The following is a 19,971-nucleotide window of genomic DNA, read 5'->3' on the forward strand; positions in this document are numbered from 1 at the left end:
GCCGCACCTTGCCCACGATCTGGGTCCACATGTGCAGCGATCTGCGCGTCGGCTCCCAGTCGTCGACGCGTAGTGCCGGCCAGCCCTCACCCGATCGGACATCTGTCATTCGAACCTCCCTCTATGTTGTGAAACCGAACAGGTGCCCGGCATCGCCAGAGTCCGGCCAACGCGGCGTCGGCGTACGGGCTGTCGACTTCACCGAACACGAAGTCCGGCGGCAATGCTGTGCTTCACCGTTCTCGTCACGAAGTCGATGATGGCGTTCAGGGCATCAGACGCCGGCACCGCGGCGAACGGCTGGTGGTCGATGACAGCTCCTTGTGTATACGTAAAGCGTTGAGGGACAGGTCATTCAGTGCAACGGGAGCGCCCTGCCATTTCGAGGGGCGGTGGATAAAACAATACGGTCCGGTCCGGTTCGCGTCAATACGGACCGTTGAAAGCGGATTCAGGGGCACGGCTCGGCAGCGTGGAGACTCAACTGCGCACTACCGCAGGCGAACACCATAGAAGGCGATCTTCAACAGGGCGTCGACGTGGCTTGGCTCGATCGGCATCGCGTGAAACAGCCGGTACTCGATGACGCCGTAGAGCACTTCGCGCAGGGTTTCCACGTCGGTGTCGGCTCGTATCTCGCCGCGCTCCTGGGCCAGGGCGATTCGTGCGCTGAACGCCGTGACGTTGGGTTCGATGATCTGGTCGAAGAGTGCCTGCAGCAGATCGGGGTCGGACTGGCCGGCGGCGATCAGGCCTCGGTATGCCGGTCCGAACCCGGTGGTCGCGATCACCTCCACGATCCCAGTCAGCTGTGTCCGGAGATCGGCGACGAGATCCCCGGTGTCGGGGAACGCGACCACCGGGTCAAGACTCTTAGTCGCAGCTTCGAGGACCACCGCACCCTTGGAGGGCCACCACCGGTAGATCGTCTGCTTGCTCACGCACGCCCGCCTGGCGATCGCCTCGATCGAGATGTTGTCGTACCCCAGTTCGGCGATCATCGCGATGGACGCCTCGAGGATGGCGCGACGAGAGTTTTCGTTGCGGTTCGCGGGCATGTCGAAACCCTAGCGAGATACCGGTGGTTTCAATACGCAACGGACCGTATTGACGCGAAACGGACCGGACCGTACTGTTACGACCCGAGGCCTGGGGGCGTGCAGATTCCTTGGTAGCGAAACCTGTTGGTTCGCAACGCCTGGAGGAGAGCTCAGAGGGCGATCGGACCGCGCAGCCCGTCGGGTCCGCTCAGCCGTCGTCGGCGGTGCGCTTCGGCCCGCGCCCGACTCGCCCGGAAGGACCGGAATGGCATTCCTCAAGCGCATCAACGCTGTACGCGCGGCAGACGCACGTACTTCGAAAGGGCGCCCCGATACGACACGCCGACTGTCTGGCTGGCAGCCGTTGCGCATCATCCGCGAGAACACCCGCGCCTATTTCGCGATGAATGGCTGCATGTACGGACTGTTCTTCGCCGGCTTCGGTGCCGGGCTCTTGTTCCCTGCGCTCAGTGAGGCACAGCAGACGCGATTGGAGGATGACGGCACAGCCGAGTTGGTGCAATCGCTCATCGCCAATCCCTGGCTGTTCGCACTGGTGATTCTCGCGGTCAACACGGTGAAGATGTGCGTGCTGACGATCGTTCTGCCGTCGATGATCGTGCCTTTCGCCGGCATCGCACTGCTCGCGTACTGGGCCGCCTCGACGGGGGTGACCCTCGTGCCCGCGAGCGACATCGGCTGGGTGGCTCTCATTCCTCACTCCGTGACGGTGGTGATCGAGTTCCAGGCATACATTCTCGTCTTGCTCGGCGTGTACCTGCTCGGCAAGTGCTGGATCCGACCGGGAGCCGTTGGCGCCCAGAACCGTCGGGAAGGCTACGTCAAGGTCTGCGACGACTCGGTTGGTTGTCTCTACCTGCCGCCATCCTGCTCATCGTCGGCGCGGTATACGAGGCGTTCTCGCTGCGATACTTCGTACACCCGCTGGCTCAGTGGTTGTTGTGAGCCAGAGTTGCCGCCGGATCAGGTGCGGTGCTCCAACAGGCGCAGCGGGCCATTCACCACCTGAACGTCGCAATGTAGAGGAGACTGCCAGCAATGATGCCTTCCTCGAACCCCGACCTGGCAGGACGGATGGCCGAGCTGGCACGCGCGTTGGCAGGCCCCAGCGGGATCGAGGCAGTGCTTGCGGGAGTCGCCGGCGCGGCCATTGAGCTGATACCCGATGTCGATGTCGCAGCGACGCTGCTCATCGGCAAAGGGCACACCTTCGAGACACTGCCGGCAGACAGCGAGTTCGCGGACAAACTTCACGAGCTGCAGATGACGTTCGACGAGGGTCCCTGCGTGCAAGCGGCACTCGACGACGTCATCGTGCGCACCGATGACTTCCGCAACGAGACACGGTGGCCGCAGTACGCACCGGCGTGCGTGGACCTCGGCATCCTCAGCGGCCTGTCTTTCAAGCTGTACACCGCCGACCGCACCGCCGGTGCTCTGAACCTGTTCAGCTTCCGTCCACACGCCTGGACCACCGAGGCGGAGACGATCGGGACCATCCTCGCCGCCCACGCGGCCGCCGCGATTCTCGCCAACCGGCAGAGCGAACAGCTGCGGTCCGCGTTGTCGACCCGGGACCGGATCGGTCAGGCCAAGGGCATCATCATGGAGCGTTACAAGCTCGACGACGTGGCGGCCTTCGAGATGATGCGCCGGCTCTCCCAGGAGAGCAATGTGAAGCTCGCCGACATCGCGCAGCAGGTCATCGACTCTCGCGAATGACGGCACCGACGCACAGTCATCTCACAGCTGCAGCTTGTGACGACGACCACGTTGCGGGTACCCAGTCGGCATGATCGACGACTCCCGCCCCGCCGCCATCCGTGAACAGGCCCAGCAGCATGCTGAACATGCCCGCCGCAAGATGGCCGAGCGGCGCAGCGGCGACGACGGAGGAATCAGCGGCTGGCTCAGCGAGCGCGCCGGTCAGTGGGATCTGGGCGGCCAGGACGAGGCCACCATGCAGCGCCAGAAGTACCTGTGGAACTTCCTTGTTGATCACTGGTTCCGGATGGAGTTCGACGGCTGGGAGAACCTGCCCGACCCGCCGGTGCTGCTCGTGGGCATCCACTCGGGCGCCCCGTTCGTCTGGGATGCCTGGACCGTCGGGGTCCAGTGGTGGCGCCGCTTCGGTCAGGAGCGACCACTGCACGGAACTGCCCACGACGCACTGATGGCGATACCAGTGATTGGCCGGTACTTCCGCGCTATGGGGGTGCTGCCCGCCGCGCCCGACTCGATGGCCACCGCACTGGCCGAGGGTCGCGACGTGGCGGTGTGGCCCGGCGGCGAGGTGGATTCGCTGCGACCGTGGACCGAGCGTGACGTCGCGAATCTGGCGGGCCGGGCCGGGTTCGTCCGGATGGCGATCAAGGCAGGAGTGCCGATCGTGCCGATCGCGACGGTCGGCGGGGCCGATGCCATGCCGGTGCTGATTCGCGGCGATGGCCTGTCGCGGGCGCTACGGCTGGACAAACTGTTGCGCCTCAAGGTGTTTCCGGTGGCGGTGTCGTTGCCATGGGGTATCGCACCCGCGGCCCTGCCTCAGCTGCCGCTGCCGGCGAAGATCCGCACCCGGTTGATGCCCGCCGTGGAGGTCGATCACGATCCGGCCCGCGCCGAGGATGACGACTACGTCGAGCAGAAGTACCACGAGGTGGAGGACAGCATTCAGCGCGGCATGTCGGCGCTGGCACGCAAACGGGCGCTACCGCTGTTCGGCTGACGACTGGTCGGCCCACCGACCTCAGCGCCGCCTCAACAGGGTTGTGCGTCAACTACATTGGCACGACTTAGTAGACGCAGGCCTGCCGGATCAGGGCTGCCGTCTGCGCCGGCTGCGACATGTAGACGGCGTGGCTCGCGGCGACTTCGACGGCGACGGCACCGGCCCGCCGTGCCATGGCCCGCTGGGCTGACGGTGCGATCATCTGGTCGCGCGTGGCGATCAGGAACGAGCTTCGCCTGCTTCGCCAGGCAGGACTGGTGATCGGTTGTTCCATGGCTGCCAACGCGAATGGGACCTGCGCGTCGGCCAGGAAGGAGGCGTCAGCGGCGGGCAGGTCAGCGCCGAAAGACCGGTGAAAACCTGAGCGGTCCTGAAACAGAAAGCCGCCGCGATCTGACACGAGCGGCGACCCTGGCGCGTCCGGGTCGCCGTTGAGAGTCCTCACCGACTCACCCTCGTCTGGCGCGAAGGCCGCCACGTAAACCAGGGCAGCGACGTTCGGGTGGGAACCCGCCGCGGTGATCACCGCTCCGCCGTAGGAATGCCCCACCAGCAGAACCGGTCCGCTCTGCGCGTCGATGATGTGTCGCGTCGCGGCCGCGTCGCCGTCCAATGACAGCGTTGGATTCTGGACAACGGCGACGTGGAATCCGTCCTGTGTGAGGAGGTCGTACACCGGCCGCCAGGTGGATCCGTCGACGAAAGCGCCGTGCACGAGAACGACGTTCCTCAGTGCCGAGCCGGCGACCATGGCGACCTCCTGTTGCAACCGTCGTCAATGCTTCTGGTGGGGTGTCGGCCGCTCAACCGAGCGGGTCGTCGGCCTTGAGCTGCTGCCCGGACTTGGCGATGAAGACGACGAGAAGTTTCGCCTGTTCAGTCGTGCTCGTGTTCTCGGTGGCCAAGTGGTGAGCGCCCGGCTGCTCGGACCAGTTCTCTCCCTCGTGGTACACCTGCGCGGGCCCGCCCTCGAGCTGGCTGCTCACCGACCCCTCGAGCACATAGGCGTAGACGAAAGCACCGCCGTGTCGGTGAGGCACCGCGCGGGCGGCTGGCGGGAAGGTCACGATCGCCGAAGTGAAGGTCTTGCCCGCGTCGCCGGGGAGCGGTTGTTCGAAGATCGGAGCCAGTGTCTCCGACGGGTGTGCCGGAGGAGCGGCCTGAGGTGCCGCCGACGGCCCGCAGCAGGTGACCAGGGCAGCGACTGCGCCGGCGAGCGCGAGATGCACGAGATGTTTTGTCCTCATCGATGTTTCCTTCCGTCGGTCGCTATCTGGATGATCGTCCGACCGTGGGTGCGTCGACGGCGGGCGAACGCGTCGGCCGTCCCCTCGAGGGGATGGACGGCGCCCACCACGATCTCGAGCCGCGCCGTCCGCACTCGCTGGGCGAGGTCCGCCAGCTGCGCACGGTCGGGTTCGACCACGAAGAACACGGTGCGCCCTTCTGCCGGCTGCACCGTCGGCGGCGTCGCGACGGTCACGAGCGTGCCGCCGGGACGTAGCATTGCCGCCGACTTCTCGAGGACTTCGCCGCCGATGACGTCGAACACCACGTCGACGGGGCCGATGCCTTCCAGGGGTTCCGTGCCCAGGTCCAGGAACGCGTGTGCACCGAGGCGGAGCACCACATCGCGGTCGTCGGTCCGTCCGGTGCCGATCACTTGGGCACCCACCTCGCGCGCGAGTTGAATGGCGATCGAGCCCACTGCACCGCCGGCGCCGTGCACCACAACGGTCTGGCCGGCGGTGAGGCCGGCATGGACGAATAGGCCCTGGTACGCAGTCAGACCCGAGATCGGCAGAGCTGCGGCCACGGTGTGGTCGATGTCGGCAGCGAGGGGGGCGAGGTTGCGAGCCTCGACTGCCGTGTATTCGGCCAGCGTGCCGTTACGAGCCCAGTCGGTGAGGCCGAAGACCCGTTGGCCGACGGTCAGGCCGGTGGTGCCGTAGCCCAGCTCGACGACGACTCCGGACAGTTCGTGCCCGGGAACGCTGGGCGTGCGGTCACGGCCCGCCCGGTCGGTCCAGGTGCTGGGCCACTCGAGCTCGCCAGGAGTGAAGCCGGCGGCGTGGACACGCACGATGACGTCGTTCTCCGCCGCATGCGGATAGGGCAGATCGGTCAGAGTGAGCCCGCCGACGCCCGCGTCACGGTCTCCTGTCGTGATGGCTTGCATGTCGGTCCTTTCAGACAGCCTCTCGAACGTTCGCGACCGTCTCCACGGTCGTCCGCCCAGGAGGAAGCCGGTTGGTACAGCGGATAGATCGGCGATGGAGCACTGGTGGATGCCATCAGCAACACGGTTGCGGGACGAGCATGCCGAAGGAGACGCCTCGTCCGAGGCGACCCCGGCATGGGGAAACGTGGCTTCGTCATCGCCGTGGCCCCGACTGCCTGTTCTCGTCAGCTCGGCCAGGCCGAGCCGAGGATGCGCTCGACACTGCTCGTGCGCCGAAAACCGGGGATGAAGTGCTCCAGCACGTCGGAATTCACCGTGCCGTTGGTCGTCTGCGGCCGATGTTTCAACCCGTCGAAATAGGCACTCAAGAACTCGTTTTTGAAGTCCCCCCGGGGGTGAACGGCGATGATCTGGGCCACCTGGTCGGTGTTCAACGCCTCGAGGCCGAAGCCGGCGACGTCGGTCAGCACACCGAAGTGGGTGGCGGCGATTTCTGGGCCCATCCGCCCCGGGATCCCTGGTGTCGTGTGCAGTGCGATGGCCGTCCACACGGTTTCGGCAGCTGCAGTGGAGAATCCGCGTTCGAGCATGAACGCGCGCCCATGGTCGGCTCCATCGACCTCGAAACGCTGTTCCGCATTGGAGAAGGGCGTCATGAGACCGGTGTCGTGGAACACGGCGGCCAAGTAGAGCAGCTCGGGGTTCGGTGTCATTCCCAGCCGCAGAGCCTGGATTTGCCCGAAGAAGTACACCCGGAGGGAGTGGTGATAGATGAGCGGGCTGGTCGTCGACTTGAGGAAACGAGTGGCTTCGGCGACCGCGGCGGTCTCGGGCACCTCGACACCAGCGATGTTCTCTGACATGACTTCTTCCTTTCGCCGTGTGCGCTTGATTCCATGCTGGTCTCGCCATACGCTCTGCGCCGGTTCTTTCCTGCCAGGAATCCCTCAATTGCGGACGTCGAGGAAGCGGTATGCCCCGGGAGAGGGGAGGACGGCGCGGCCGCGAGTCCGAGGCTCGAGCGGCGCGGGACCCGGAGCCGATCAGGTGGCGAAGACGGTGCGCACGACGGACTCGTCGCGCCCTCGACAGCTCAAGACGCCGTGTTCGCCGTGAGGGTGGATGCCTCGCGCCACAGACGCGCCGCGTTGTCGCTGGCGAGCGCGTAGTTCGCGACCCCGCCGGCAGCGCCGAGATCCTCGGCGCGTTCGGCGACCACCTCGGCTTCGTTGTTGTTCTCGAAGTACCGTCCGCCGATGCCGTCGACGAGCGGCGACGCCGCCAGCAACACCGATGTCGACGCGCCCTGCTCGACGGTCTTCTGGAACTCCTCGGGAGTGCGCAACCCGCCGGTGTGCTTCTGCAGGCCCGTTGCGATCGCGCCCGGATTCAGTGCATTGGCGACGATTCCGTCATCCGCCCACCGCGCCGTCAGCTCCACCGCCAGCAGTACGGTGGCCGTCTTCGACTGACCGTAGGCGGTCATCGGATCGTAGGGTCGAAACCGGTAGTGCAGGTCGTCGAAGACCACCGGTGAGAACAGATGCCCGGTCGAACTGACCGACACCACACGCGCTCCGCCTGCCGAGGCGAGAGGACCCCGCAACGCCACGACGAGCGCGAAATGGCCGAGGAAATTGCTCGCGAACTGCATCTCACAGCCCAGGGCACTGCGCTGCAGCTCGGGCAGGGCCATCACGCCGGCGTTGTTCACCAGGATGTGCAGCGGACCGTTCCATGCCTGCGCGAACGACGCGACCGACGCGAGATCGGACAGGTCGAGCGGCGCCGCCTCGATGGCGTCGTTGCCTGTGGCACCTCGTAATTCTTCGGCGACTTTCCGGCCCGCGTCGAGTCGGCGGACCCCGAGCACGACCTCGGCGCCGGCCGCGGCCAAGGCGCGGGCGGTCTCCACGCCCAACCCGCTGGTCGCACCCGTGACGACCGCCCGCTTGCCGCTGAGGTCGACACCGGCAATCACGTCCGCGGTCGTCGACTCGAAACCGAATGGCGTCATTAGCTGCCGCATCTTCCGAGATCCTCCTGTGTCAGTTGCCGTCTCGATTCGCCGCCCCGGTGGCCAGCGCTCGCGGCATGAAGTCGCGGATGTACCCGCTGATCTCCTCGCCGTGGGTTTCCAGCGCGAAGTGGCCGGCGTCGAGAAGGTGGAATTCGCCGTCGGGGAAGTCGCGACGGAACGCCTCCGCGCCGGCAGCTCCGAAGATCTCGTCGTTCTTGCCCCAGGTGACCAGCAGCGGGGGTTGGTGGGTGCGGAAGTACTCCTGGAACGCCGGGTAGCCGTCGAGGTTGAACTGGTAGTCCCAGAACAGCTGCAACTGGATGGCGTCGTTGTCCTTGCGGTCCAGCCCGAGCTGGTCGAGCTGCCAGGTCTCGGGCGCGATCCGATCGAGACGGTCGACGGGTACGCCGTGGGTGTACTGCCAGTATGTGGTTTCGGGGGTGAACTTCTCGCGCACGCCGTCTTCGTTGGCGGCGCGGTCCTTGGCGTGGGCGAACAGGATGTCCCAGAACGGCGTGAAGCCCTCGACGTAGGCATTGCCGCTCTGGGTGATCAGTGCGGTGATCCGTTCGGGGCGGCGGCTGGCGATCCGCAGGCCGATCGGGGCGCCGTAGTCGTGGATGTAGAGGGCGAAGCGGTCGAGGCCGAGATGAGTGATCAAACCTTCGGTGATCTCGGTGAGGCGGTCGAAGCTGTACGTGAACTGGGTCGTCGTCGGCATCGCCGAACGGCCGAATCCGATGTGATCGGGCGCCACCAGGTGGTACGAATCTGCCAGGGAGTCGATCAGGTTGCGGAACATGTGCGAGCTGGACGGAAAGCCGTGCAGCAGAACCAATGTCGGGTTTTTCGGGTCGCCGGCCTCGCGGTAGAACACCTCGAGTCCCTCGATCGTCGCCGTGTTGTACCGGGTGGCAAAAGCAGTCAAAGGAGATCACCTGTTCGGAGGCTGCCGACGCGTGCTCACGGTCGGCAGGGCAGTGGGCATGGTGTGGGTCGGCGCTGCCGACCCACTGGAGCCGACCACGGAACCAGGCCGGCGCGAATCCGGGATGGACCCCAGTGATTTCCCACATCGCTGCCACGATCCGCTGGTCAGCTCTAGTCTTTGCCTTGAGTAGAGCGCCGCAGGAGTGGCCGTGTCATCGTCTCCACCGAGCGGTAGGCGTGGAGAAGACAGTGACCGACGATCGGATCGACCCTGCGGGCGTCACCCGTCCGAGCCTCGTCGGGCGTGCCGACGAGTGCTCGATGCTCGACAAGATCGCGACCGACGTTCTGGACGGCTTCAGCGGCTCGCTGGTGTTCATCGGCGAACCCGGCGTCGGTAAGACCCGGTTGTTGCAGTACGTGGCGGACGCAGCGACCGACGTGTCGATCCTGTGGATCGTCGGAGCGCAATCAGAACTGCGGCTGGGCTTCGCCGCCCTGCATCGGCTCGTGCTGCCCTATCTCGATCGTCTGGACCGGCTGACCGGCCCGCACCGCAATGCGCTGGAGGTGACGTTCGGCCTCACCGGCGGCCCGCCGCCGAGCCGTTTCCTGGTGAGCCTGGCCGCATTGGCGCTGCTGTCCGACGTCGCCGCCGAACACCCGGTGGTCTGCCTGATCGACGACGCCCAGTGGCTGGACCAGGAATCGCTGAATGTCCTGGGATTCATCGCGCGGCGCCTGTACGCCGACCCCATCGCGATGGTGTTCAGTGCCCGTGAGCATGCCGGAGACCTGACGCCGCTGGACGGAATGCCGACCCGGCGGATCGAGGCACTGGATCCGGCGTCGTCGCACGCCATCCTCGATGAGGCGGTGTCCGGACCGCTCGATCCACGAGTGTCGGCGCGTGTGATCGACGAGACCGGCGGCAACCCGCTGGCGATGCTGGAGCTGCTCGGGGAACTCACCGCCGAACAGCTGGCCGGGCGGTTCCCACTACCGCGTCGCCTGCCGGTCGGACGGCGGGTGGATGTGCACTTCCTGGCGCAGGTCGCCACGCTGTCACCGGAGGCACGCACCCTTCTGCTCGTCGCCGCGGCCTGCGCCGACGAGAAGCCATCGACGGTGTGGCGAGCCGGCGCGCTGCTGGGGGTGGCCGCAGCGGCAGCGAATCATGCTGTGCAGCAGGGAATCATGTCCCTTGAGCCGCGCATCGCGTTCCGTCACCCGCTCATCCGGTCGGCGGTGTATGACGGTGCGACACCCGAGGAGCGTCAGCACGTGCACAACGCGCTGGCCACGGTGGCTCATCGTGACGGTGATGACGACCAGGCGGCGTGGCACCGGGCGGCCGCCGTGACGACTCCCGACGAGGCGATAGCCGCTGATTTGCAGGCCTCGGCGGAGCGGGCGCAGCGCCGGGGTGGTTACACCATGCAGGCCGCGTTCTTGACGCGCGCCGCTGAGCTGTCACCCGACGCCCGAGGCGCTGCACTGCGCTACCTGGCCGCCGCGCAGGCCTACCTGGCGGCCGGCGACGGCCGGCTCGCCGAGGCCTTGCTGGACCTGGCGATTCCTGGGCTCGATGACGCAGGCGGAGACGTCGCGGTGCTGCGGCTGCGCGCAGCGATCTCGGTGTTCTTCTCCCGTCACAGGGACGCCCCCGCCGTGTTGTTGGACGCGGCGACGAGGGTGGAACCGGCCGACGTGTCACAGATCCGGCAGATCCTGTTCGATGCCATGCAAGCCGCGATCGTCGCCCGCCAGTACACCGTCGGCACCACTCTCGACGAGGTGGCGCGCAGGGTGCTGGGCGCCAGCCGCGACCCGCGAAGACCCCCGAGCGGCAACGACTTACTCCTCGATGGTTTCGCCACTCGAATCGCCAGAGGTTACGCCGATGCCGTCCCGTTGCTGCGGGCTGCGGTGGCGATGATGTTCACCGACGAGACGGTCGCGCACGTCGACATCCCGTCGACCATTCTGGGATGGTTCGCCGCCGACGACGTGTGGGACGAGCAAGGCCGTCAGGCGATGTTCGAACGCGCCCAGGAAATGGAGCGCCGCGCAGGCGCCTTGGGAGCGATGCGGATCACTCTGGCCGGACTCTCGACGTGCCAGGTGTGGGCAGGAGAAATGAAGGATGCCGAGAACAGCTATGGCGAGGCCGCCGAGATATCGGCGTTGATCGGTGTGCCGCCCCCCGCGACGACCGGGGTGCTCCTGGAGGTGCGCGCCTGGCAGGGCCGAGAGAGCGAGAGCCGCGCGGTGGCATCGTCGACCGCGGACTGGGGACGTCAGAAGGGCGCGGCAGTCCTGGAGATCTTCGCGTTGATGGGACTGACCATCTTGGAACTCGGGCTGGGCCGGTACCCGGAGGCGCTTGGATGGGCCTTGCAGATATTTCACGACGATCCGCCAGGATTCGGCAACCGGGTGCTGCCCGAGGTCGTGGAGGCCGGCGTGCGCGGCGGAGACCGAGCCGCCGCTGAGGCAGCGCTGGCGCGGCTGACCGAACGCGCCACCGCCTCGGCCACCCCGTGGGCTCTGGGTGTCCTGGCGCGATCGAGGGCGTTGATGGCCGGCGACGCTGACGCTGAGATGTTCTACCTCGAGGCCATCGAACAGCTGACGGGCACCGCGGTGCGCACCGAACTCGCGCGGGCGCATCTGCTCTACGGCGAGTGGCTGCGCCGCAGGAAACGTCGCCGCGACGCGGAGGTACAGCTGCGGACGGCGTACGACATGTTCACCGCGATGGGTGCCACCGCGTTCGCCGGCCGCACGGGTGCGGAGCGGCGAGCCGCCGGCCAGGCAACGGCCGACGCGCCACGAGCGCACGACCCGTTCGGTCTCACACCTCAGGAGGCTCAGGTGGCACGCCAGGCAAGTGCCGGCGCAACCAACGCCGAGATCGCCAGCCGACTGTTCGTCACGACCTCCACCGTCGAGTACCACCTCAGCAAGGTCTTCCGGAAACTGGGCGTGACGTCCCGCCGCCAACTGGCGTCCATCCTCTCCGGGGACGGGCGTCCCGGCCGGCTATGAGGTTAGGGCCTCATGTGACGGGTCAGAGGCCCAGATCGCTGAGGCCGGGGTGGCCTTCCGGTCGAGGGCCGAGAAGCGGCCAGTGGAATTTGCGGTCATCGTTCGTGATCGGCAGATCGTTGATGCTCGCGTGCCGCGTCCTCATCAGGCCGTCGGGGTCGAACTCCCAGTTCTCATTGCCGTAGGCGCGGAACCATTGACCCGTCGCGTCGTGGTGTTCGTAGGCGAACCTGACCGCGATCCTGTCGCCGTCGTACGCCCAGAGTTCCTTGATCAGACGGTATTCGAGTTCCGCGGCCCACTTCGACGTCAAGAATTCGACGATCTGCTCACGACCGCGCAGGAAGGTCGAACGGTTGCGCCACCGGCTCTCTACCGAGTATGCCTCGGCGACCAGGTGAGGATTTCGTGTGTTCCAACCGTTTTCAGCACTGCGCACCTTCTGGACGGCGCTCTCGCGATCGAACGGAGGTAGTGGGGGTCTCATCGGCTCAGGGTTTCACATCCGAATTCACGCAGCACCCACGGCGGGCAACCCTCCACACGGACGCGATACGTGTGCCGACCCCAGACGCTGCCGAGGGCATCGGCGCGCAGCGCCTCCCAGCCCAACGACAGCCTTTCTCCCTCCTCCATCCATGGGAGTCAACGCACGTGAGATCCATCGGGCAACTGATTTTCGGCATCGTCCGGCTGTCGCCCCTTCGCCGCGCGGCCTTGGCCCGATAGCATGCAGATGTGCGCCTGAGCCGAGGTGAACGTGAGCAGGTACTCGCGGCGGTCGCCGACGAGCGCCGGTCAATCGCCGGACTTCTTCACGGCCTCGATGCCGAACAACTGGCCGCACCGAGTCTGTGTGCCGGTTGGGATGTGAAAACGGTTGCTGCGCATCTTGTCAGCGACTTCAAGGACGGCTTCCGTGGGTTCTTGATCAGTGGCGTTCGCCACGGCAACCTCGACCGCGGGATCGACGCGCTGGCTCGCCGTCGAGCGCGTGCCTCGGCCGTCGACATCGCACAGACCCTCGAACGAGAGGCCGATCATCCGCTGAGCCCACCCATTGCCGGGCCGTTGTCGGGTCTGGCCGACGTGTTGGTGCACGGCGGTGACATGCGCATCCCCCTGGGTATCGAGCATCAACCAGATCCTCTGCTGGTGGCCCGCGCCATCGACTTCCTGACGGGACCAACGCAGATCGGCTTCTTCCCCCGGCGTCGCCTTCGCGGTATCGCCCTTCACGACGAGGACACCGGCCGAACCTGGGGTGACGGCGCTGCGGTCCGAGGGCCCGGCGTCGCGGTGATGCTGGCGATCTGCGGGCGAACCGTGGCATTCGACAACGTGACCGGAGCCGGCGTATCCGATCTGCGGTCGCGTCTTGACTGACCGGCGACGACTCCGGCCACGCGGGGTGGCGTGACGAGCTACCGACAGAGGGGCGCGAGAATGAGTGGCCTGCTGCTGCAGCGTGGTCGGCGGTTCGCCCGATGACGACCCCTGCACGAGAGCCGTACACGTACCTGCTCGCGCTCAATCCGGGCGGCCAGTCACTCGTCAGAGTCGATGTGTCCGACGGCTCGGTGACCGAATTGGTCGGCGGTCTGTCCGCGTTTCCCGACGGAATCGTGGTCGACCGGCGCCGTCAGCTCGTCTACTGGACGAACATGGGCGCGCCGACGCTGCCTGCCGGCCGCGCTCCATCGCAGGAGAGTGATCTCGACTTCTACGCCCGCAACGGCTCGATCGAACGGGCCGCACTGGACGGGTCCGGGCGGATGTGGCTTCTTCCGGAAGGAAGCTTCGTGACCGGCAAGCAGCTGGCCGCGGCATGGTCCCGAGGGCGCCTCTACTGGGCGGACCGGGAGGGCGCAGCGGTGCGGAGCGCCGACCTCGACGGCACCGGCATGCGTGATGAAGTCCTTACTGCGCGGACGGATTCCGAACGTCGCGTCGCACGAAATCAGTGTGTGGGGATCGCGGTCGACGAACAGCGCGGGCACCTCTACTGGACGCAGAAGGGGCCGTCCGACGGCGGCGACGGCCGCATTCTGCGAACGCGCCTGGACATGCCCTCTCAGGAGAGGGCCGTCGGTCGCGAGGTCGAGGTGCTCTTTGCCGGGTTACCCGAACCCATCGATCTCGAGATCGACTCCGGCGCTGGACTTCTCTATTGGACTGATCGCGGCGCGCCGCCGTCGGGGAACACCCTCAACAGAGCTGAACTTCCCGATGAAGGCCGGGTCGGTGGCACCGTGGATATCGTGTCCTCGGGATTCCGCGAGGCGATCGGGTTGGCGGTGGATTCCGACGCCGGCATCGCCTACGTCAGCGACCTCTACGGCGACATTCGCGCCGTTCCCCTCGGTGAGGGCGGCGAACGCTTGGTGACGCACGTCGCGGGTGGTCTCACGGGGCTGGCCGGCGTCCATGCCCCGCGCTAGTGGTTCCATACTGGACCGACTCCGGTGCAAGCACATTCGAGACTCGACCTGGCCCCGAGGGTAGAAGATGTCCCGGTGCCTGGCGCCACGACGGTCGACGAATTCGTTCGCCTCATGGTCCGAATGAGTCGCCGCACGATGGGGTCGGCGTCAGGTGAGGCCGCGTAGCATCGAACGACCCTCTCTGACGAAGGATGCATGGTGCGATACCGCGATCAGCCCACCGTCGAAGTGACACAGATCGTGTCCTGCGACCCCGAGACCGCATGGCATTACGTCACCGACATCGAACTTCCCGTGGGTCGTTCGGCTGAACTCCAGCGCGTCGAGTGGCTCGACGGTGCCGACCACGTCGAAGTCGGGGCTCGCTTCCGTGGGTGCAGCCAGCACGACGCCCTCGGCGACTGGCAGACCATCTGCGAAGTCGCCGAAGTCGAGCCCGGCCGGCGCTGGACCTGGAACGTCCACGGCGCCGAGGGTGTCACCGCCACGTGGGGCTTCGAAGTCGAGCCTTCCAGCCGGGGCGCCATCGTGCGCCAGTGGGCGAGGATGGGTCCGGGTCCTTCCGGGCTGAGTTTCGCGATTCTCGCCACGCCGGACAAAGAAGCCAGGATCGTCGCCCGCCGACTGCAGGAGTGGCAGCAGAACATGAGTGCCAACCTCGCCTGGCTCGCCGAGCAAGTCGGCACTGGCGACGACGACCAGCGCAAAGCGGCGAATTCGCTGTGAAGATCGGCCTCGCGGTCGAGCCTCGCTTGCCGGGCGCCGCGGAATTCGCGGCCGAGGTCGAGCAGCTCGGCGTGGACTCCCTGTGGGTGCCCGAAGTGTGGGGATACGACGCCCTCACCGGACTGGCCTACCTTGCCGCGCACACCGAACGCATCGGACTCGGCACCTTCGTCGTCCAGCTCGGTTCGCGCAGTCCAGCGCTGCTGGCCACCTCGGCGCTGAGCCTGCAGGAACTGTCTGCGGGCCGTTTCATGCTCGGTGTCGGAACCTCCGGGCCGCGGGTCATGGAGGGATGGCACGGCGTCCGGTTCCACAAGCCCGTCCAAACCACCCGCGAAACAATCGAAATCCTCCGGATCATCAGTCGCGGCGATCGGTTGGAACACCCCGGTGAGATCTACCCCCTGCCGCTGCCCAACAGCAGCGGCGCCGCTCTACGGCCACTCGTGGCGCCTCGTCACGTCCCCGTCTACATCGCCGCCATGGGTCCGCGGAACCTTCGGTTGACCGGTGAGGTCGCCGACGGCTGGCTCGGGAACGCTTTCATCCCCGAAGCCGCCGAAGTCTTCCTCAGGCCGCTGCGGGAGGGCGCAGACGCTGTGGGCCGCGCACTCAGTGACATCGATCTCGTGGCGCCGGTCGCCCTCGAATTCCATCGCGACACAACGGCAGTCGAAGCCGCCGCCCGCCGCCACGCCGACGGCTACGCATTCACCATCGGCGCCATGGGGGACCGCGGCCGCAACTTCTACAACGACGCGTTCAACCGCCTCGGCTACGAACGCGAGGTCACCCGCGTCATCGAACTCTGGCAGGCGGGGCGACACGACGAAGCCCGTGCTGCCGTCCCCATCGACCTCGGCCGCCTCACCAACCTCCTCGGAACACCGGAGGCCATCGCCGAGCGCATCGCCGCATACCGTGATGCATCCATCACGACCCTGTTGGTCAAGCTCGAGGGCGACCACGAACACCAGTTGTCCACGCTGAAACGTCTGATGCGGATCGTGTAGCCGGGCGGGTTAGCTGCACTAGGTATTTAACGCCAAGGGACATTGATTCGGGGCTCTGAGCTGCGTCTTCAGCTGCTCGACTCGTGAATCTGAAAATCAGAGGTTTCGCTGCCCGTCCGCGGGGAATCAATGGGTCTGCGAGCCGGGGGGCGAGCAGCACGCTCGGGGTCATAAGGCTCCACCATCAAAACAACTGGAGGAGTACGCACATGCGCAGGACGATCGTCATCGGCACCACCACTTTGACCCTTCTGTTCGGGGGGGCCGGCGTCGCCCAGGCAACTGAACTGAACTCACCGGCACCCGCGACCACCACCACGGTGGCGCAGCAGGCTGAGGAAGAGGACGGCGACAACACCGGTCTGTGGGGCCTTGCCGGGCTGCTCGGCCTGATCGGGCTCGCGGGCCTCAAGCGCCGCAAGGACGCCGACTTCCCGACCACGCGGGGAACCGTCGCCGGCCCCGGGAATCCGCGCGCATAACAAGCGGGTGGCCGCCCCCGCCGGTGCAGCACCGGCGGGGGCGCCGTCTCGTCAGTGAAATCCGTTGCGACACAGACTCGGCGAGAGCCTGAGACGCCGTGGGGCCGACCTGGTGACCGACGCGGTGGGCCGGCACGGTTACCGTCGCTGATATGGAATCAGTCTCAGTCATCACCGGCGGCGCCGGCGGCATGGGCCTGGCCACGGCCAAGCTCCTAGGACGGCAGCACCGGATCGTCCTCTGCGACGTCCGCGACAACCGCCTCGATGCTGCGACCGTCGCGCTCGACGACCTCGGCATCACCGCGACCGCGGTGCACTGCGACGTCACCGACGCGGACGCGGTGGCGGCGCTGCTGAAGAGCGCGGGCGATCTCGGTCCGATCGCTTCGGTGGTGCACACGGCAGGCGTGAGCCCCAGCATGGGCGACGCCGACTACGTCATGACGACGAACGCGATCGGCACGGTCAACGTCAACGAAGCATTCTTCGGCGTCGCCGGCGAGGGCGCTGCGATCGTCAACGTGGCGTCGATGGCCGCACACATGTTGCCCGACAGCCTGATTCCCAGCGGACATTTCCCGTTGGCGGTCGCCGACCGGGACGCGTTCCTGGCCGAGATGGAGACGGCGTGCAGCATCGCGCCCGAGGAGGCGCGGTCCGGACTGGCCTATGGGCTGAGCAAGAGCTTCGTCAAGTGGTACAGCGCCGCGCAGGCCGAACGGTTCAACGGCCGCGGGCTGCGCATCGTCTCGGTGTCTCCGGGTTCGACCGACACCGAGATGGGCAGGCTCGAGGAGAAGGCCGGCGCGGGTGCAATGGTCGCCGACGCCGCCGTCCCGCGCTGGGGCACCGCGGAGGATATGGCGGAACTGCTGGCCTTCTGTGTGAGCGACAGGGCGGGCTACCTCACCGGTACCGACATCCTCAACGACGGCGGCGTGATCGCCTCGATGACCGAGCGGGCCAGGCGGAATGCCGCATCCGGCCAGGTGTCGACGTAGCTCTGTCATTGACTTTGCGCTCAGATCGCGAAACTCGCGATATCGGCGATCTGAGGACAAAGTCGACGCCGAACAGGTCGAGCCCGCCGCCGCCGGTAGCATTCGTCCCGGCGAGGGGGTGGGCATGGCAGACGCGGACCGACCGGGCGTTCTGATGCAGATCCACGAGTACTTCATGGCGCTGACCACAGCCGGACGGCTCATCCTCCTGATATCCGTCATCGCGGCGGTGGGCCTGCTGGGCTTCTCGCTGGTGCAATGCTCGAACAAGATGGCATACGAGGACTGTGTCGACAGCCGGCGCGCCGAATACGGCATCGAGGGTGGTGGAGGCGTGATCGCGACCCTCATCGAAGAGGACTGCCGCAAGATCACCAGCTGACCGGCGACGGGCACTGTTAACGCCTCCGGGTGGCAGGGCGATAGACAGTGTGGGGGGTAACGACAGGGTCCGTACCACCCGATCTGCGGTGGTGGACCGCATTCCTGCACGACGCGTGCGTTGTCTTCACGACACGGCTTCGCGCGAAGGAAAGGAAAAAACATGCAGAAATTCAAGAGAATCGCGGTCACCTCGATCGCTGCGGGCGCCATGGGCGTCACCGCGCTGGGGCTCGGCGCGGGCCTGGCTCAGGCCGAGCACGACGACTATTGGGTGCCGGTCCCCGGTATCCCGCACGTGGACTTCAAGGCGCCACCGGGACACATCGGCCAGGTGACGGGTATCCCGCCGGGCCAGTTCAAGAAGCTGCCCGGCCCCTTCAACGGGGTCCCGCCCGGTCACTGGGACGACGTCCGTCTCCCGCACTACCCGGGATATTTCGGCCGCTAGCAGGCCATCGTCAGTTCGTCGAGGGTTCGCCCGCGTCGGGAGCGATCGTCAAGGTCACGGGCTTGCCGTCGCGGAGCACCTCGAGCGGGGCGTCCTTCCCGACCTCGAGCTGGCGCACGGCGACGATGAACGAGTTCAGGTCGGTGATCTCGCGATCGCCGAGCTTGACGGCGATGTCGTTCTGCTTCAGCCCGGCCCGCTCCGCAGCGCTGCCGGACTTCACCTTCTGTATCTGTGCGCCGCCCTCGGCCTCGTCGCCGACCGTCTTGGCTTCGACTCCGATGGTGGGGTGGGCGATGAAGCCGTCGCGCATCAGCGCCGAGGCGACGCGCGCGACCTCGTTGACCGGGATGGCGAAGCCGAGACCGCTGGAGCTGCCTGACGGCGACTTCGCGGCGGAGTTGATGCCGATCACCTCGCCGTCCATGTTGATCAGCGGTCCGCCGGAGTTGCCCTGGTTGATCGACGCGTCGGTCTGCACGGCGGCGATCACCGTGGACTCGTCGCCGGACTCGTCCCGCGGTACCGCGACGGCACGATCCAGCGCGCTGATGATGCCCTGGGTGTCGGTGCTGCGCAGACCGAGGGGCGCACCGGCGGCGATGACTTCCTGACCCACCCGCAGGGCGTCTGAATTTCCCAGCCGCGCGACGGTCAGATTGTCGACGTTGTCGACCTTCAGCACCGCCAGGTCGGTGTCGGGGTCGTGGCCGACGAGGTTCGCCGGCACCGTCTTGCCGTCGTTGAAGATCACCGTCAGCTTGGTTTCCTTGGGCTTGCGGGCGGCCTCGGCGACGACGTGGCTGTTGGTGATGATGTAACCGCGGCCGTCGACGACCACTCCCGAGCCCTGTGATCCGCGCGAGTCGCCCATCGCCTCGATGGTCACCACGGAATCGGCGACCGCCGCGGCCACTCGCGCGAAGCGGCCCTCGGGTGCCTCGTCCGGGTCGCTCTGGGACAGCTCGACCTTGGGGGTGGTGAACGCCTCGATGACCGACGTCGTCTTGCTGCCGATCCAGCCTCCGAGCAGTCCGGAGAGAATCGCCAGGACGGCGACGACGACCAGCGCGAACCGCGATACCTGCCCGCTGAACAACAGGTCCCGAACACCGAGCTTGGGCCCGCGGACCTCCGGCGGAGCCGGTGGGGGCGGCGGTGCGGCAGCGGGAGTGGCCTCGTCGTACGCAGGCTGGACCGCCACCGCCTCGGATGCATCGTCGGACCGGCCGTCATCGGCGTCGGCGCGTCCGAACGCGGCGGCCAGCACCGGCTCGGGCGACTGGTTCGTCGGGGTGTCGGGACCGTCGGCAGGCGTCCGGTCCGGACCGGCGAATGCGCCCTCGACCCCGTCGGGTCGCCCGAACACACGTCGGGTGGCCGGATCGGGGTCCGAAGGCGAGCCGGAGCGCGCCGTCGTGCCGTTCGCGGCGGACTGGTCCTCATCGGTCACGCGTGCTTCACCTTCTTCCTGAACGCGGCGCAGCCCAGCCTACCG

The 19,971-nt window shown here is 66.9% G+C and carries 22 protein-coding genes; 12 read left to right on the plus strand and 10 right to left on the minus strand.

The annotated features are described in order from the left end of the window. Together H7I41_RS21565 and H7I41_RS21570 are read right to left on the minus strand one after the other, a co-directional pair. The coding region (locus H7I41_RS21565) for a DUF5996 family protein (protein ID WP_264014719.1) at nucleotides 1-109 on the minus strand (109 nt) is incomplete at its 3' end. Nucleotides 110-491: 382 nt separating this feature from the next. Next, complete coding sequence (locus tag H7I41_RS21570; protein ID WP_264014663.1) at nucleotides 492-1,058, minus strand: TetR/AcrR family transcriptional regulator; 567 nt, start codon at nucleotides 1,056-1,058, stop codon at nucleotides 492-494. Between the two features lie 247 nt (nucleotides 1,059-1,305). Here H7I41_RS21570 and H7I41_RS21575 point away from each other — a divergent pair, with 247 nt between their 5' ends. The 3 genes from H7I41_RS21575 (at nucleotide 1,306) to H7I41_RS21585 (ending at nucleotide 3,786) form a co-directional block, all read left to right on the plus strand. Then, nucleotides 1,306-2,070 (plus strand): hypothetical protein, encoded by a 765-nt coding sequence (locus H7I41_RS21575; RefSeq protein WP_264014664.1) that lies wholly within the window; start codon nucleotides 1,306-1,308, stop codon nucleotides 2,068-2,070. Nucleotides 2,071-2,099: 29 nt separating this feature from the next. Beyond that, nucleotides 2,100-2,783 (plus strand): ANTAR domain-containing protein, encoded by a 684-nt coding sequence (locus H7I41_RS21580; protein ID WP_264014665.1) that lies wholly within the window; start codon nucleotides 2,100-2,102, stop codon nucleotides 2,781-2,783. Between the two features lie 70 nt (nucleotides 2,784-2,853). After that, nucleotides 2,854-3,786 carry a lysophospholipid acyltransferase family protein gene (locus tag H7I41_RS21585; RefSeq protein ID WP_264014666.1) on the plus strand — a complete coding sequence of 311 codons (933 nt, stop codon included), beginning with the start codon at nucleotides 2,854-2,856 and terminating at the stop codon, nucleotides 3,784-3,786. 67 nt (nucleotides 3,787-3,853) lie between these two features. Here the strand turns inward: H7I41_RS21585 and H7I41_RS21590 are convergent, their stop codons facing one another. The 6 genes from H7I41_RS21590 to H7I41_RS21615 all read right to left on the minus strand — a co-directional run bounded on the left by H7I41_RS21590 (nucleotide 3,854) and on the right by H7I41_RS21615 (nucleotide 8,919). Further along, nucleotides 3,854-4,540 (minus strand): alpha/beta fold hydrolase, encoded by a 687-nt coding sequence (locus H7I41_RS21590; RefSeq protein WP_264014667.1) that lies wholly within the window; start codon nucleotides 4,538-4,540, stop codon nucleotides 3,854-3,856. A 52-nt stretch (nucleotides 4,541-4,592) separates the two neighbouring features. Then, entirely contained in the window at nucleotides 4,593-5,036 is a 444-nt protein-coding gene (locus tag H7I41_RS21595; RefSeq protein WP_264014668.1) for a cupin domain-containing protein, read from the minus strand. Continuing rightward, nucleotides 5,033-5,968, minus strand: a complete 936-nt coding sequence (locus H7I41_RS21600) for an NADP-dependent oxidoreductase (protein ID WP_264014669.1) — start codon at nucleotides 5,966-5,968, stop codon at nucleotides 5,033-5,035. Before H7I41_RS21600 ends, H7I41_RS21595 begins: the two co-directional genes overlap by 4 nt. A 227-nt stretch (nucleotides 5,969-6,195) precedes the next feature. After that, nucleotides 6,196-6,834 carry an HD domain-containing protein gene (locus H7I41_RS21605; RefSeq protein WP_264014670.1) on the minus strand — a complete coding sequence of 213 codons (639 nt, stop codon included), beginning with the start codon at nucleotides 6,832-6,834 and terminating at the stop codon, nucleotides 6,196-6,198. A gap of 230 nt (nucleotides 6,835-7,064) precedes the next feature. Next, complete coding sequence (locus H7I41_RS21610; RefSeq protein WP_264014671.1) at nucleotides 7,065-7,988, minus strand: SDR family NAD(P)-dependent oxidoreductase; 924 nt, start codon at nucleotides 7,986-7,988, stop codon at nucleotides 7,065-7,067. A 31-nt stretch (nucleotides 7,989-8,019) separates the two neighbouring features. Further along, nucleotides 8,020-8,919, minus strand: a complete 900-nt coding sequence (locus H7I41_RS21615; RefSeq protein ID WP_264014672.1) for an alpha/beta fold hydrolase — start codon at nucleotides 8,917-8,919, stop codon at nucleotides 8,020-8,022. Nucleotides 8,920-9,170: 251 nt separating this feature from the next. Between H7I41_RS21615 and H7I41_RS21620 the strand changes: the two genes are divergently transcribed. Beyond that, nucleotides 9,171-11,972, plus strand: a complete 2,802-nt coding sequence (locus tag H7I41_RS21620; RefSeq protein ID WP_264014673.1) for a helix-turn-helix transcriptional regulator — start codon at nucleotides 9,171-9,173, stop codon at nucleotides 11,970-11,972. Nucleotides 11,973-11,994: 22 nt separating this feature from the next. Here the strand turns inward: H7I41_RS21620 and H7I41_RS21625 are convergent, their stop codons facing one another. Beyond that, entirely contained in the window at nucleotides 11,995-12,459 is a 465-nt protein-coding gene (locus H7I41_RS21625; RefSeq protein ID WP_264014674.1) for a nuclear transport factor 2 family protein, read from the minus strand. Between the two features lie 251 nt (nucleotides 12,460-12,710). On the opposite strand from H7I41_RS21625, the gene H7I41_RS21630 reads away from it, so the two are divergent. From H7I41_RS21630 to H7I41_RS21665, 8 genes are all read left to right on the plus strand, one after another. Next, a complete protein-coding gene (locus tag H7I41_RS21630; protein WP_264014675.1) occupies nucleotides 12,711-13,358 on the plus strand; it encodes a maleylpyruvate isomerase family mycothiol-dependent enzyme in 648 nt (215 codons plus the stop codon). 101 nt (nucleotides 13,359-13,459) lie between these two features. Beyond that, nucleotides 13,460-14,413 (plus strand): hypothetical protein, encoded by a 954-nt coding sequence (locus tag H7I41_RS21635; RefSeq protein ID WP_276009349.1) that lies wholly within the window; start codon nucleotides 13,460-13,462, stop codon nucleotides 14,411-14,413. 198 nt (nucleotides 14,414-14,611) lie between these two features. Beyond that, nucleotides 14,612-15,142 (plus strand): SRPBCC family protein, encoded by a 531-nt coding sequence (locus H7I41_RS21640; protein ID WP_276009351.1) that lies wholly within the window; start codon nucleotides 14,612-14,614, stop codon nucleotides 15,140-15,142. Next, nucleotides 15,139-16,155: an LLM class flavin-dependent oxidoreductase gene (locus H7I41_RS21645; protein WP_264014677.1), complete on the plus strand. Its 1,017-nt coding sequence runs from the start codon at nucleotides 15,139-15,141 to the stop codon at nucleotides 16,153-16,155. The genes H7I41_RS21640 and H7I41_RS21645 overlap by 4 nt, the downstream gene beginning before the upstream one ends. Before the next feature lie 209 nt (nucleotides 16,156-16,364). Continuing rightward, a complete protein-coding gene (locus H7I41_RS21650) occupies nucleotides 16,365-16,637 on the plus strand; it encodes a WGxxGxxG family protein (RefSeq protein ID WP_264014678.1) in 273 nt (90 codons plus the stop codon). A gap of 152 nt (nucleotides 16,638-16,789) precedes the next feature. Continuing rightward, nucleotides 16,790-17,641 (plus strand): SDR family oxidoreductase, encoded by an 852-nt coding sequence (locus H7I41_RS21655; protein WP_264014679.1) that lies wholly within the window; start codon nucleotides 16,790-16,792, stop codon nucleotides 17,639-17,641. 124 nt (nucleotides 17,642-17,765) lie between these two features. Beyond that, nucleotides 17,766-18,023: a hypothetical protein gene (locus tag H7I41_RS21660; protein WP_264014680.1), complete on the plus strand. Its 258-nt coding sequence runs from the start codon at nucleotides 17,766-17,768 to the stop codon at nucleotides 18,021-18,023. Nucleotides 18,024-18,185: 162 nt separating this feature from the next. Further along, nucleotides 18,186-18,473, plus strand: a complete 288-nt coding sequence (locus tag H7I41_RS21665) for a hypothetical protein (protein WP_264014681.1) — start codon at nucleotides 18,186-18,188, stop codon at nucleotides 18,471-18,473. 10 nt (nucleotides 18,474-18,483) lie between these two features. Here H7I41_RS21665 and H7I41_RS21670 read toward each other — a convergent pair whose 3' ends face one another. Then, a complete protein-coding gene (locus tag H7I41_RS21670) occupies nucleotides 18,484-19,926 on the minus strand; it encodes a S1C family serine protease (protein ID WP_264014682.1) in 1,443 nt (480 codons plus the stop codon). Between the last annotated feature and the right edge of the window lie 45 nt (nucleotides 19,927-19,971).

The sequence above is a fragment of the [Mycobacterium] manitobense genome, assembly GCF_025821665.1.
GTDB lineage: Bacteria > Actinomycetota > Actinomycetes > Mycobacteriales > Mycobacteriaceae > Mycobacterium > Mycobacterium arseniciresistens.

Bases quoted from the DNA above. Each gene is read 5' to 3' on its own strand.
- H7I41_RS21595 (WP_264014668.1), bottom strand. From the start codon at position 5,036: ATGAGGACAAAACATCTCGTGCATCTCGCGCTCGCCGGCGCAGTCGCT.
- H7I41_RS21625 (WP_264014674.1), bottom strand. From the start codon at position 12,459: ATGAGACCCCCACTACCTCCGTTCGATCGCGAGAGCGCCGTCCAGAAG.
- H7I41_RS21585 (WP_264014666.1), top strand. From the start codon at position 2,854: ATGATCGACGACTCCCGCCCCGCCGCCATCCGTGAACAGGCCCAGCAG.
- H7I41_RS21570 (WP_264014663.1), bottom strand. From the start codon at position 1,058: ATGCCCGCGAACCGCAACGAAAACTCTCGTCGCGCCATCCTCGAGGCG.
- H7I41_RS21610 (WP_264014671.1), bottom strand. From the start codon at position 7,988: ATGACGCCATTCGGTTTCGAGTCGACGACCGCGGACGTGATTGCCGGT.
- H7I41_RS21605 (WP_264014670.1), bottom strand. From the start codon at position 6,834: ATGTCAGAGAACATCGCTGGTGTCGAGGTGCCCGAGACCGCCGCGGTC.
- H7I41_RS21660 (WP_264014680.1), top strand. From the start codon at position 17,766: ATGGCAGACGCGGACCGACCGGGCGTTCTGATGCAGATCCACGAGTAC.
- H7I41_RS21575 (WP_264014664.1), top strand. From the start codon at position 1,306: ATGGCATTCCTCAAGCGCATCAACGCTGTACGCGCGGCAGACGCACGT.
- H7I41_RS21665 (WP_264014681.1), top strand. From the start codon at position 18,186: ATGCAGAAATTCAAGAGAATCGCGGTCACCTCGATCGCTGCGGGCGCC.
- H7I41_RS21600 (WP_264014669.1), bottom strand. From the start codon at position 5,968: ATGCAAGCCATCACGACAGGAGACCGTGACGCGGGCGTCGGCGGGCTC.
- H7I41_RS21590 (WP_264014667.1), bottom strand. From the start codon at position 4,540: ATGGTCGCCGGCTCGGCACTGAGGAACGTCGTTCTCGTGCACGGCGCT.
- H7I41_RS21640 (WP_276009351.1), top strand. From the start codon at position 14,612: ATGGTGCGATACCGCGATCAGCCCACCGTCGAAGTGACACAGATCGTG.
- H7I41_RS21635 (WP_276009349.1), top strand. From the start codon at position 13,460: ATGACGACCCCTGCACGAGAGCCGTACACGTACCTGCTCGCGCTCAAT.
- H7I41_RS21580 (WP_264014665.1), top strand. From the start codon at position 2,100: ATGATGCCTTCCTCGAACCCCGACCTGGCAGGACGGATGGCCGAGCTG.
- H7I41_RS21655 (WP_264014679.1), top strand. From the start codon at position 16,790: ATGGAATCAGTCTCAGTCATCACCGGCGGCGCCGGCGGCATGGGCCTG.
- H7I41_RS21650 (WP_264014678.1), top strand. From the start codon at position 16,365: ATGCGCAGGACGATCGTCATCGGCACCACCACTTTGACCCTTCTGTTC.